This window comes from Alistipes sp. AM16-43, assembly GCF_003435745.1.
Classification (GTDB): Bacteria; Bacteroidota; Bacteroidia; order Bacteroidales; family Rikenellaceae; genus Alistipes; species Alistipes onderdonkii.
Genome location: NZ_QTUQ01000002.1, coordinates 412,726 through 424,871, shown reverse-complemented (window position 1 = coordinate 424,871; position 12,146 = coordinate 412,726). Strand labels below are relative to the sequence as shown.

Here is a 12,146-nt window from a genome sequence, read left to right as displayed (position 1 = left end):
TATGGATATAGCTACAATTACAGATGTTTTGGACTATGTGCGTAAATGTTCTAAACTTGTGAACGCATTTATTATAGGAATTATAAGGCAAACACAAGCCGATGATCTTACCAAACCAATAGAAAATGTAGAAAACTACGATTTTTCAATAGATGGACATATAGATTTACGCCTTAAAGCATTAAATATTATAAAATTAATCTCGGACGATAAACGGGAAAAAGTTGCAAATTTAATTTTTGAGAATTATAATGCTTGTATTAATTATGAAGTGAATGAATATGTGCACCAACTGCGAGCAGATAAAAAAGAAATATTTTGGCGGGAAAGGTTGCGGGACACCTATCCGGCTATATTTGATTCAGTATTTTCTGCTTTAGTATTTATTTATAAAATTCATGATGTCATAACCGAATGGGTATGCGATGGGGTTGAATGCTACCAAATTGGGAATATGTCAAGCTTGTTATCAGGTGTTGGATTCAAATGCAAAAATCCTTATGTTGTAAAATCAGAAAAATTGTTAATGGCACCTAAAAATAGCTATTATTTATCTAATAGTAAAGGTATAAAAGATATATATTTATGGCTTATTGAATTAGTTGATTTTGTTGCGTATGATGGAATTTTAGAAGGGTCTAATATTCCAGATGATATAGATCGGCATATGTATGGATTAGGACGTAGAGGACATATTTATGGAGAAGAATATATAATGGCAACAAATGCTATTCTAACAAGAATGGATCAAGCAGCACGAGAGGCCGTAATATGTACACTTATTCAGTATGGATGGCGCATATTTGGCACTGATGATCGTTTAAAGCATTATATCAATCATGAAAAGCGTATCGCAGAACAGTCGGAAAACTTCAATAATATTTCATCAGAAGAAAATTATTTTTGGGAGGCAATTTCAGCATTGGCGACATTTTATAGCGGTATTGCGGAAGTGTGCATTAAATATAAAATTTCGGATATTAAAAACGACAAGAATTTACAAAGGTTTTGCCACGCTATTTTTAGTTGGGGTAAAGATGCTGGAGATGAAGTTCCCGAAACCCCTATAAAACGAGGACGAAGGTCGTGCCGCGAAATGGCATTGAAGGATTATTTTACTTTAGACGCAGATATTGAAATTGAACGAATTGTAGAAACTATTGCGATAAAATCAGGTATACCTCGCAGTAAAATTGTAGCAGAAGAAATAATGAGACTAAAAGAAGAAGGTAAGATTATAGAATTAAATGGCAGATTGAGCGGATTTATTAACCAATTAAGAGGCATTATACCGGACTTACCCACAAGGCAGTCAATATGCCAATACTTGCCCCCAATGTAAAATACTTTGCAATTTTTTGCAACTAACAAGAGAAGCGCCTTTGCACCTACATGCAGGGGCGTTTTCAGTTGCAAATATTATTCCCTTATTATTTGCAATTTATATGCATTTTTTGCAAATAAAACATTATGCACCTTTGCATTGTGGTCGATCACGAGCCCGGACGCGGGCAAATTTTGAATTTTTAAAGCCACAATGTTATGGAAGTACAAACTCCGGCAACAGTATATGTTGCATCATCAGAACAACTGGAAGGCTTGATCTTAAAAGCAGTCCGCACCATTATCCCAGAGCTGGCAGGTTATAAGAAGCCAGCCGAGGAAGCATCCGACACCTTGACAGCCGAGGAGGCGATTGTCTTCCTACAAGCTATGGGATACCCGACTACTCTTTCCAATCTCTATGGGTTGACATTTAGAAATGCGATCCCCTATCGTAAGGTGCGCCGGCGCCTTGTGTTCTCTCGCACGGAGCTCACAAAATGGATTGAGGCAGGCACTTTGCGTCCCGAGGAACAGCGGGCGGCCGCAGCATTGCGGATCGCACAGTCGGCAAATAACCAGCAATAACACCAGGGCTATGTATGAAATGAAGATCGCCGCCGGCGCTCGAAGCGAGCACGCAGCGGCAACCCCTGGTGTGGACACCAGCAAAGATACGCAAAAAACTTTAGCGTTCCATCAGCAGCGCGTCTATAATTTACTCCAATCAGGCAAAAAATATTCTGCCGCAGACATTTCCGTCGCCCTACGATTATCCGATCCTCGGAGTTGCATACGCGATTTGAGGGCCAAAGGCATCGACATCCTCGATGAATGGGTGCCCAGCGAGCACGGCTCCCAATTTAAACTGTATTTCCTTCGGAAGGAGGCCGACCATGAAGCGTAATAGTTTTATTTTTTATCGCTCTTTTCGGGGTGCGATGGAAGGGCTTGCACCCGTTGACTATCGGTTATTTATGGATGCGGTTGTAATGTATGGCCTTGACCGTATCGCCCCCGACTTGCCGCCTGATCTATCCCGTATTTTCTATGATTATTGCTACCCTCAACTTGAGGCGGATTGGGTTAAATGGGAGCGTAAGCAAGCCCGGAAAGGAGGTACACGATGATCCGCGACACGATGGTCTATTACCGCTCATTCCGTGAATCTTTGCGCGAATTACCGCCGGATTTGTATAAGGTCGTATCGGAAACGATATTCGACTATGCTTTTGAAGGCATTGCGCCTGGAGCGGATAGCAATGCAGTTGCAAAGGCGTTGTTTATTGCGATCAAGCCCGTAATCGATAACGCACATAACCGATACGACGCCTGTGTGGAGAATGGCCGAAAAGGTGGAGCGCCCAAAGGAAGCCGAAATAACCCAAGTGGCAAGGCGGGCGAACCTAACCAAAGACCTAACCAAAGACCTAACCAAAGACCTAACCTTTATAAGGATAAGGATGTAGATAAGGATAAGGATGTAGATAGTAAGGGGGATTGTAAGGGGGAGCCTACGAATGCAGAAGGTAACGACACTTCGGTAACGACGAGCGCGGACAAGCCGCGCCGAGGGACTACCAAACGCACGGCGTTTGTCGTCCCCTCGCTCGAAATAGTCAAAGATTATTTTTCTACGATCAAAGGAGGCGATACGGATGCGGAATGCTTTTACGACTATTTCACGGCTAACGGCTGGCGAACCGGTAAAAATCCGATAAAAGACTGGAAAGCCGCCGCGCGAAATTGGATGCGCCGCAAATCCGAGTTTAACACCACAACCCAAAAACACCCGAACAATGAAACGCGAAAAACAAACTTCTTATAACCGCCCGGCGCCCGTCGAGGGATTACCGGAATCGCCCGAGCTCGAAAGAGCTGTTTTAGGTGCCTTGATTCTTGAGCCTGGTCAACTGCCCGACTTGATGGAGATCATCGGAATTTCGGCCTTTTCTGACCCAAATAATGGCAAGATCTACGGCGAGATGCTCTCGATGTTGGAGCGAGGCGATAAAATCGACCTCTATACGCTTTCACAACGGCCGGAACTCAAAGGCCGGGATATGTTGCGCTACCTCTCGGAACTGACCAGCGTAGTAGGCTCAGGCGCTAACATGCTGGATCATGCCCGGCAGCTCGCAGACACCGAAACCCGGCGGCGTTTATGCCTTTTCGGCTACGAACTCGCGGCACGCGCTGTGTCGGATCCCGACGGCGTTGTGGATTGGGCTACATCAGCGATAACCGCAATTGCAGACCGGGTCTCGCGGCCGGATGACATTGCGCCGTTGTCGGATGTCGTGCGAGCTACCCTCGACGATCTGGAGCGACGACAGCAGGCCAGGCAAGCGGGCGAGTGTATCGGCATTCCTACCGGGTTGCAACGGCTTGACGCATTGACCGGCGGCTGGAGAGGCGGGCAGCTCGTGGTATTGGCAGGCAGGCCGGGAACGGGTAAAAGCGCCACGATGTTGCATTTTGCCCGTGCTGCGGCCGCGTCTGGCGTCTCGGTGTGCATATTCTCGCTGGAAATGTCAGCCGGTCAGCTGGCCGGGCGTATGCTGGTCGGCAGCTCGGGTGTAGATTCGGGAGCGTTTCGCACCGGTAATGTCGACGGTTCGGGGTGGACGAAGATAGAGAAGGCCGGCGCCACCCTTTCGTCTATGCCTGTTTTCCTCAACGACCGGGCTAATATCACGATGGGCGCTATACGCTCGCAATGCAAGGCGATGCACCGCCGGGGCAAGTGCGGTATGGTCATTATCGACTACCTGCAACTTCTCGACACCTCGACCCGCAACCCGAATACGACCCGCGAGCGTGAGATTGCCGCCATCAGCCGTTCGGCCAAACTGCTGGCCAAGGAATTCGACGTGCCCGTCATTCTGATATCGCAGTTGTCGCGCGACATCGAAAAAAGAGCCGATAAAACGCCGCTATTATCTGACCTTAGGGAGTCGGGAGCCATTGAGCAGGATGCCGACATGGTGCTGTTCCTCGATCGTCCGGTGATGTACGGGCGAACCGAGATAGACGCGGGCCGATACGGGATCATTCCGGCCGAGGGGGTGGGGCTGATGCATATCACCAAGAACCGAGAGGGCGCGACAGGGTGCATTTGTTTTCGACATAACGAGAGCCTGACCCGGATAGCCGACTACGACAGCCCCGCGACGGATGTAGCTGAGGAGGCCGAGCCGTTTTGACGCAATACGCAATTTAAGCGCATGAAAATACCCACGTGGGACAAGTGCCCACGACATGAAGGAAAATAGAAATCTGAAAGAATACACCATGAAAAAACGAATATTATACAATCCTCTGACGGATGAATTTGCCACGTTGGGCGATAAGTTTGAGAAAATCGCCCATAATAAGGTCAACGGAATGTACTGTTACAAGCGCACCACCTCCGATGGATTGACCTATTACGAAGTGTTCAAAGCGCCGAAGCGAGTATGCAAAGACGGAGGAAAGCATGAATGCTATCCGCAAACAGCGGAATTCGGATTCGGCACGGCCCTTTGCATCCGGGGCAGTGAGAAGTACACAGCCGACAAAATCGCATTCTATATGGCCAACGGTTTCGAGGCGGGGAGGTTCCGTGCATGACTGGCCGACAGGTGCAAGTAACCCAAGAAACAACTATTTTTTAAAGGATAAAACAACATGAAGCAGATCAAGATCGACAACCAACACGGTATCGGACTGACGCTCGACCGCGTAACGACCACGATTGTAGACAGCAACGGCACACACAGGGGTGATGACGAAATTATCCTGTACGTCCCGGACGCAAGCGATTACGACACGGATTTCATACAGGGCAATTGCGCAATGCTGTGTTTTAGCCCTGCCCAAGCCATAAGATTGGCGCGTAGACTATTGAGGCTGGCAGGAAAGGCAAAAAAAACATAGGCGGATCCACGCCGCCTATGCCCAACCCAAAATCGTAACCATCCTATGAAAGCCACAGGCAAATGTAATTGTGAAACATTAAAAAAACAACTTAAACCATGCAAGAGCAAGACAAGCAGCGGGGTGTGTACATCCCCGAGTATGAAGAAGAGGACAAGGCATTAGCGAAAGAGTGGGCGCAGGCACTTCCCGACGCTGAGCATCCCGGTTATGTCCCCAAAGATTCGGCCATAAATCCGAATATCCGGTTTTGAACCAATGCAAACTAAACTATTATCGAATATGAAAGCAAAGACAAACAAGCACGAAGAGTATATTAAAGCCCACGCAGCCGCTATTCCCCAACTTGAGGCCGCAATCCAGCAACTGAAAGTGGCGCGCCTGGACGTATCCACCGAAAGCATTGCGGACATTGTGCTGTCTGACAGCAAGGCGATCCGAACACAGGCGAAACGGCTTGCCGCCGAAGACGCGAAGCAGATCAAGATCGTAACGACACGGGAGGAGCTCACAGCGCGGGCAAATGAGTACATGAATAGCGTCATCGACAATTCACAACAGGCGATCAAAAATGCGCTGCGTGTCGGTGAGGCTGATGCCCTCGACCCTAAGGCATTTATCGTAAGCGGGGATAAGGTCAAATTGTCTACCGACTGGCTGGCCGACCAGCACCAACGGCGTACGCTCGAAGTGGCAGTAATGCGCGGACGTGTACTTCAGCAATGCGAACAGGTGCGCCGTGCGGTTGAAGCATTGAATACTTTGATCGCGGATCATCCGAGTTTCAAGACTGCGATCCTGCCGGAAGACACGGACTACCGTAGTGTCATTAGGGTATCATACGAAGGCACCATAGAACTCCATCCCGACGCGTTGGATTGCCTCAAAGAATAAGAGAGGGGGGATAGTCCCTCTCTCTTATAAGGCATTGTCGAACGAAGCATTACATTATTCGCAAAGGTAAGGATTATAAACATAATTAGCAAGCGGATAATGGGGAGAAGGACGGAAGGGCGGGCAGTAATTGCCGACTATTCGGTGTGGACTGTCGAATTAAGCCGTGACGAGCTTATGATAATACTGGATGGTCAGAAAAACCACCGGATCAACCGAGCCAAACGAAAACTCCAGTTTCTACGGGCGCAACGCGACCACCACCGAGGGTATGGCCGGATAAGAAATAAACAAATAAATCAAAAAATAAGCATGGAGAAAACAATTAAAACAGCAGATGAAATCAATAGCGAGACTGTATTAGCACTCGAAAAAAAGTACGGCAAACAGGCCGTAGAAGAAATTGACCGGGTGCTTCGGGAATGCCATGAACGGCGGGCAAAGGAAAAGCAACAGGTTAGAAAGATAGTGGATTCTATGCAATTCTAAAAAAATATTCAAAATGGGACATAACAATAAGGTTATCTATGAGGATTCATCAGCAATAGCCGCTCAGCGACGCGCTTATTATAGTTTCATTGCCGACGCTCAGAAAATTATCGATGAAATTACAGCCGCCGGCATTGTTTTCGGCGACGATATTTTAACACGACTTTCCAATGTAAATGATCTTACGGCATTAATTGAAGAACAGGTAACGAAGGAGGCGGGCAAGATGCAATTTGCACTGTCAAAAAAACAATATATGGATAGTGTAAAGCCCTTATACGCACTGGCGGAACAATGGCAAAGGCGCTACACCCAGGCAAAGGGAAACTGCGATATACGAAATGATTTATTCTCAATATCTCAAGGGCATATATTCCTATTTGAGGACAAGGTAGATAATTACCTGAAAGAACAGCATGTTATTTACCTTGATACCGAAGCGAAGGAGCAAGTATACGCCCAAGCCCAGGACATTGTGAACAAGCTCGAAGAACTGGATGCATACCTTCGTGAGCATGGAAATGTCATGCGGGCGGTATCGAGGTCGGGCTACCTGACGACAAATGGCATTATTTCTATCGGCAATAACAATGAGTTTTCCATCAATCTGCCAGGATTTAGATATGTGGAGAAATTTACACGACGTTAAAAATACAAACAGAAGATAAAAAAACAACTAAGGTATTACATCATGGAAAAAGTAAAAAAAGAGATTATGATACAGACCTTAGCGGAGCTTGCAGATATGTTACCCGCTGATGGTAGGAAAAGGGATTTTATCAGCATCCGTATTGCCCGGAGAGGCTACACGATATACAGGATGACCCCTCAGACCACAGCGGAGATCATGACAGCCCGGCATATTAATAAAGAACCGGATAAGAGCGAAGCATGCATAGCAGCGATGGCGCATAGTGTCGCTCTGGCTATCGTTGGCAGCCGCAATGTATTCGCCGGGATCAGAATATGGTTTTTGCGTCGTCGGATAATGCGGCGGGCATCATTGCCCGAGCTGTTCGATGCATACAATAAAACCCTGGCGATGCTTCCTATTGAGGACATATCGCAAATAACCGCTATTATGCTCGGTTTAGCCGAAACGATAGCCAAAGAACCCTAAAATAAACAACCCGCGTTATGGTTTTTACCGTAACGCGGGTAATCCAAACTTGCAACTACGGAGTTCCCTTAGAATAGCAAATTAATGAATTTTTTAATAAGTAGTAATGAGTGCATTATCATTCAAAATAAATGCGGACACCGCAAAGTTAAATAATTTTATCAAATCGCTGAAACTGTTATATCAGTTGTTGGAGAAATTTCCGTCTAACTCAGACGGGTTTAAAGTCATAAATCGCCATATTGCCGATATGGAGGCTCGCGTCGAACAGGCAATGCGCAAGATCGCCCAGATGGAGCAGCAGGCAATGGATGCGGCGTCCAAGGCTACTGCCTCGGCCACGACCGGAACTGCTGGCGGCGGTTCTACGGCAGGAACAGCGGCTACCCAGGCCGAAACTGCGGCATACCATGACCTGCTTGGTGAGCTAAAAGCCGCTAACGACGAAAAAACAAAGGCAATAGCCCAAATTAGGCTATATTCAAATGAGATCGCACGATTAAAAGCGGATGTCACCGCGCTCAATAAGGAAGAGCAGCAGAACGGGCAATTGTCTGCAAAGAAAAGGGCGCAAGTATTGGACGCTGCCGTATCTATCGAGGAATACAAGCAGGAAATATCCCAATTGAGGCGGGAGCTTGCCAACCAAATCAAATTGGAGCAGACCGCCATCGGCTCAATCAACGAAATGTCCCAGGCGCTTACCCGTATGCGTGCGGTGTATAAAAATATGAGCGCCGCGGATCGTGAGGGGGCGCAAGGGCAAACGATGCTTAAAAACATCGAATCGCTCGACACGAAGATCAAAGAACTGGATGCGTCGATGGGCGTTCACACCCGGAAAGTAGGCGACTATGCCTCGGGATTCAATATGCTGGGATTCCAGATTCAGCAGGTTGCCCGCGAATTTCCTGCATTGGCATACGGCCCCCAGGCTTTCTTTTCCGCCATATCCAATAACTTCCCAATGTTGGCTGATGAAGTCGCCAAAGTAATCAAAGAAGTTCGGGCATTAAGGGCGGCAGGCGAGGCGTATGTACCTGTATGGAAGCAAATTGCAAAGTCAATCATATCCTGGCAAACCCTGCTTGTGGCCGGCGTAACCGTGCTTACCCTTTACGGCAAGGAGATAACCAACTGGGTAGCGTCGCTGTTCAAAGGTAAAACGACAATAGACGCCTCTGCCGCTGCACTCGAACGCTTTAATTCCGCTATGGCTCAAGGTTCGGTGTCGGCTCAATCCGAATTAACCAAATTGAACCTGCTGTATAGGGCTGCGACAGACCTTTCCAGGCCCTATGAAGAAAGAGCCGAAGCGGTCAAAAAACTGCAAGACATATACCCCGCTTACTTCGGCAATATGGCTGCGGAACAGGTTATGGTCGGGAATGCTGTCGGTGCTTATGAAAACCTGCGCGATGCAATTATCGAGGTCGCACAAGCCAAAGCCGCCCAGGAGCTCATTACAGAAAATGTAATTAAAAAGTTAAAAATAGAGGGTACAGATGAATATAAACGTATTCAATCCTATGCAGATCGCATCGATACATTACAATCGAAAATAAATGATCTGCAAAGTAAGGGCATTAGCAAAAAGTCGCCAATTATAGAAGGTTTGAGTGGTGCTATTGCTGGTTTGGAAAAAGGCATTGAGCGTGCAAGCGAAGCTATCCGCACGAAATTAGAGCTTCCGGATGATATTCCTAATGATATTCGGGAATATCTTGCAATACTTGATGAAAGCAGCGAAGAATTAGCATCTGTTGCAGAAAAATCATTTATAGGGAAAACCCCCGCCGAACTTAACGCAGAATGGAAAAAAGCCCGCCAAGAGGCCGAAAGCGCAGCAAAAAAAGCCGCATCCGATCAAGAGCGCAATCTAAAGGAGCTCACCAAGCAATTGCAAAAGCTCCGGGACGATGCATTGCAGGCGGAGGTAGATTCCATGAAGGACGGCACGGCCAAGAAACTTGCGCAAATAGACCTCGACTATCAGAAACGTGCCCGAGCCATACAAGAAGCCGAAAAAAAGCTGCTTGAGTTACAAGAAAAGGAAATTGATGCCCAATATAAAAATGATACTTCGTCTGAACGATTCCTCGCCGGACAGCAGATGATTGCGCAGTACAAAGGGAATGTAAATCATTTGGCGCGCCCACTTGTTAAAGCGGCGGAATTGGTAAAAAAAGGCTGGGAAGATGCCGGAGAGGGTATTGCCACCGTTTTCAGCAGCCAATATGGTATTTTGGATGCCAAGGGAAAGGTGACTGAGATTTTAGTCACCCCAATCCTGCCTAATGGGGACATTTTGTCTCCACAGGAATTGGATGATTACATACACTCAAAACTTGAAGGAGCTCAGAATATTCTTGCCGCAGACACCAAAGGTTTAGTTATCGCAGTCAACGTGGCTGCCGATGGGTCTGCCGGCGAAAAATATCATGACCTTCAAAAGGTATATTATGCTGACAATATCAAAGCGGCAGAAGGTGTTAGAATATACACGGAAGCCTTGAAAGAGTTCAATAAAGAACAACGAAATAAAGAGCGGGCGAGTGTATCGGGTATAGCTATAACTCCAGAGGGATTATCGGATGTTGTCAACAAAGAGATTCAAGCGTGGAATGAGTATTTGAGAAAATACGGAAATTTCCGAGAAAAACTACAAGCGACAAAAGAATATTACGACGAAAGAATTAGAAAAGCTACAACTCAGGGAGACAGAGAAAGGTTGAAAAAAGAGCGCGATGCAGCCCTTGCCGAGATTGAAACTAAACAGTCAGACAATTGGATCGCCTTCTTTTCGTGGATTGAAACCATGTCTAAAAGCATGGCATCAAACATATATAACACTTTGCGCAATCAGCTAAACCAGATGCTTGAGGCGGGTAAAATTTCAATAGAAGAATATGTAAGGGCAACACAGCAACTTGACCAACAATACCGCGACAAGTTGAATGAAAGAGGTAGATTTCAAACATATCAAAATCAAGGAATAAATGGCTTGATTGATAACTACCAGAAACTCGGAGATGCCATGCAGCTCAAAGGTGCCAAAACCGGCGATCAAAATGTGCAAGCAATGGGAGCCTCTATGTCCAAAGCAGCAGGAAAGGCATCGGGAGTGATTTCTATGATTGATATGATTGTTACATCAATTCATCAGACAATTCAAGCTATGCAACAACTGACGGATAGTATTGTCGACATGATGGCATCTTTTGGGCAAGATGCAGAAATTGATACAACATTAGGCAAATGGGCTGAATTATCAAATTTGATGTCCGAATTTGATAATCATGTGTATTCTTCGTGGGAAAAATTTAAAAGTGGCGACATAATGGGCGCAGCGTCAGAGGCGACCAGTAGCATACTTGGAGTTATTACAAGTATAAATAAATGGATGGATAAAAGTAAAGAAAGAAAAATACAAAAACTCCAAGATCAGATAGATGCATTATCACGTTCTTACGACAGGCTATCGCGTTCAATAGAAAAAGCGTATTCTACAGATGCGAAAGAGTTAATAGAAGACCAAAATAAGTTGCTTGAGCAACAAAAGTTATTAATTCAGCGTCAAATACAAGAAGAAAAGAGCAAGAAAGACCCAGATAAAAAACGCATTAAAGAGTGGGAGAAACAATATGAGGAGATAACAAACCTTATAGAAGATAATGCCGCAAAGGCGCAAGATGCTATATTCGGTTCAGACATTCAGGCTGCTATCAATGATTTTGCTGAAGCATATGCCGACGCCTGGGCACAAGGAGAAGACAGGGCAAAATCGGCTAAAGACTTTGTAAAAAACATGATTAAGCAAATGGTGATTGAGGCCATGAAGGCCGATATAAAAGAACCTATGCAAGTCATACGCGATAAGTTGGAAGATTTTTGGGAAGATGGTATTATTACCCAAACGGAGGAGAACATCATTGATGAAATGATTAAAAAACTTAATCAAAATTTGGAGGCTTCTTTTGGCTGGGCAGATAAATATTTTGAAGATAATACAGCCTCAAAACAACAAGCAACATCCCGAGGCTTTCAAACGATGTCGCAAGATACGGGTGATGAATTAAACGGTCGTTTCACCGACATTCAAGGCAAAGTAACCGACATCCGAAACGCTGTCATGTCACAACTTCAAATGCGCGATTCGGTCGAAGGAATTATAGAATCAATACACAATTGTCTGAATATGGATTCGAGAATCGACGAATTGTCAGCCGCTTATTACGAAAGTTTGCGTATTGACGTGGAAACCCTTTTAGAGGTTAGGGAAATAAACGTAAGCACCAAAAACATGGATAAGACACTGGGGCGCATTGAGAATGGGATAAATAGCATAAAAAGAAATACCGAAAATCTATAAATTAAATATAGTCTAATAAATTAATATATA

At 45.8% G+C, this 12,146-nt stretch carries 14 protein-coding genes; all 14 read left to right on the top strand.

Features of this window, described 5'->3' with window-relative positions; all coding sequences use genetic code 11:
- Window position 1: 1 nt before the first annotated feature.
- The 14 genes from DW189_RS14225 to DW189_RS04905 all read left to right on the top strand — a co-directional run bounded on the left by DW189_RS14225 (window position 2) and on the right by DW189_RS04905 (window position 12,116).
- Window positions 2–1,342, top strand: a complete 1,341-nt coding sequence (locus tag DW189_RS14225) for a hypothetical protein (protein ID WP_022332016.1) — start codon at window positions 2–4, stop codon at window positions 1,340–1,342.
- A gap of 200 nt (window positions 1,343–1,542) precedes the next feature.
- Complete coding sequence (locus DW189_RS14405; RefSeq protein WP_022332015.1) at window positions 1,543–1,911, top strand: hypothetical protein; 369 nt, start codon at window positions 1,543–1,545, stop codon at window positions 1,909–1,911.
- A gap of 10 nt (window positions 1,912–1,921) precedes the next feature.
- The gene (locus DW189_RS04950) at window positions 1,922–2,230 is read left to right on the top strand and encodes a helix-turn-helix domain-containing protein (RefSeq protein ID WP_181969290.1); all 309 of its coding nucleotides are present in this window, start codon (window positions 1,922–1,924) and stop codon (window positions 2,228–2,230) included.
- On the top strand, window positions 2,154–2,453 hold the full coding sequence (locus tag DW189_RS14735) for a DUF6291 domain-containing protein (protein WP_409012327.1): 300 nt from the start codon (window positions 2,154–2,156) through the stop codon (window positions 2,451–2,453). The genes DW189_RS04950 and DW189_RS14735 overlap by 77 nt, the downstream gene beginning before the upstream one ends.
- A complete protein-coding gene (locus tag DW189_RS04945; protein ID WP_117507073.1) occupies window positions 2,450–3,151 on the top strand; it encodes a DUF6291 domain-containing protein in 702 nt (233 codons plus the stop codon). The genes DW189_RS14735 and DW189_RS04945 overlap by 4 nt, the downstream gene beginning before the upstream one ends.
- Window positions 3,123–4,529, top strand: coding sequence for a replicative DNA helicase (locus tag DW189_RS04940; protein WP_117507072.1), 1,407 nt, complete (start codon window positions 3,123–3,125; stop codon window positions 4,527–4,529). The genes DW189_RS04945 and DW189_RS04940 overlap by 29 nt, the downstream gene beginning before the upstream one ends.
- 88 nt (window positions 4,530–4,617) lie before the next feature.
- On the top strand, window positions 4,618–4,935 hold the full coding sequence (locus DW189_RS04935; protein WP_070102190.1) for a hypothetical protein: 318 nt from the start codon (window positions 4,618–4,620) through the stop codon (window positions 4,933–4,935).
- Between the two features lie 57 nt (window positions 4,936–4,992).
- Window positions 4,993–5,241 carry a hypothetical protein gene (locus DW189_RS04930; protein ID WP_055205037.1) on the top strand — a complete coding sequence of 83 codons (249 nt, stop codon included), beginning with the start codon at window positions 4,993–4,995 and terminating at the stop codon, window positions 5,239–5,241.
- Window positions 5,242–5,339: 98 nt separating this feature from the next.
- A complete protein-coding gene (locus DW189_RS14400; RefSeq protein WP_018697248.1) occupies window positions 5,340–5,495 on the top strand; it encodes a hypothetical protein in 156 nt (51 codons plus the stop codon).
- A gap of 28 nt (window positions 5,496–5,523) precedes the next feature.
- The gene (locus DW189_RS04925; RefSeq protein WP_055205025.1) at window positions 5,524–6,135 is read left to right on the top strand and encodes a hypothetical protein; all 612 of its coding nucleotides are present in this window, start codon (window positions 5,524–5,526) and stop codon (window positions 6,133–6,135) included.
- Between the two features lie 312 nt (window positions 6,136–6,447).
- Window positions 6,448–6,624 (top strand): hypothetical protein, encoded by a 177-nt coding sequence (locus tag DW189_RS14395; protein ID WP_154654076.1) that lies wholly within the window; start codon window positions 6,448–6,450, stop codon window positions 6,622–6,624.
- Window positions 6,625–6,637: 13 nt separating this feature from the next.
- Window positions 6,638–7,273, top strand: coding sequence for a hypothetical protein (locus tag DW189_RS04915; RefSeq protein WP_018697245.1), 636 nt, complete (start codon window positions 6,638–6,640; stop codon window positions 7,271–7,273).
- A 42-nt stretch (window positions 7,274–7,315) separates the two neighbouring features.
- Entirely contained in the window at window positions 7,316–7,744 is a 429-nt protein-coding gene (locus tag DW189_RS04910) for a hypothetical protein (RefSeq protein WP_055205023.1), read from the top strand.
- A 106-nt stretch (window positions 7,745–7,850) separates the two neighbouring features.
- On the top strand, window positions 7,851–12,116 hold the full coding sequence (locus DW189_RS04905) for a hypothetical protein (protein ID WP_055205022.1): 4,266 nt from the start codon (window positions 7,851–7,853) through the stop codon (window positions 12,114–12,116).
- Window positions 12,117–12,146: the final 30 nt, after the last annotated feature.

Coding starts and splice junctions, on each gene's coding strand:
- DW189_RS14225 (WP_022332016.1), top strand. CDS start 2: ATGGATATAGCTACAATTACAGATGTTTTGGACTATGTGCGTAAATGT.
- DW189_RS14405 (WP_022332015.1), top strand. CDS start 1,543: ATGGAAGTACAAACTCCGGCAACAGTATATGTTGCATCATCAGAACAA.
- DW189_RS04950 (WP_181969290.1), top strand. CDS start 1,922: ATGTATGAAATGAAGATCGCCGCCGGCGCTCGAAGCGAGCACGCAGCG.
- DW189_RS14735 (WP_409012327.1), top strand. CDS start 2,154: ATGAATGGGTGCCCAGCGAGCACGGCTCCCAATTTAAACTGTATTTCC.
- DW189_RS04945 (WP_117507073.1), top strand. CDS start 2,450: ATGATCCGCGACACGATGGTCTATTACCGCTCATTCCGTGAATCTTTG.
- DW189_RS04940 (WP_117507072.1), top strand. CDS start 3,123: ATGAAACGCGAAAAACAAACTTCTTATAACCGCCCGGCGCCCGTCGAG.
- DW189_RS04935 (WP_070102190.1), top strand. CDS start 4,618: ATGAAAAAACGAATATTATACAATCCTCTGACGGATGAATTTGCCACG.
- DW189_RS04930 (WP_055205037.1), top strand. CDS start 4,993: ATGAAGCAGATCAAGATCGACAACCAACACGGTATCGGACTGACGCTC.
- DW189_RS14400 (WP_018697248.1), top strand. CDS start 5,340: ATGCAAGAGCAAGACAAGCAGCGGGGTGTGTACATCCCCGAGTATGAA.
- DW189_RS04925 (WP_055205025.1), top strand. CDS start 5,524: ATGAAAGCAAAGACAAACAAGCACGAAGAGTATATTAAAGCCCACGCA.
- DW189_RS14395 (WP_154654076.1), top strand. CDS start 6,448: ATGGAGAAAACAATTAAAACAGCAGATGAAATCAATAGCGAGACTGTA.
- DW189_RS04915 (WP_018697245.1), top strand. CDS start 6,638: ATGGGACATAACAATAAGGTTATCTATGAGGATTCATCAGCAATAGCC.
- DW189_RS04910 (WP_055205023.1), top strand. CDS start 7,316: ATGGAAAAAGTAAAAAAAGAGATTATGATACAGACCTTAGCGGAGCTT.
- DW189_RS04905 (WP_055205022.1), top strand. CDS start 7,851: ATGAGTGCATTATCATTCAAAATAAATGCGGACACCGCAAAGTTAAAT.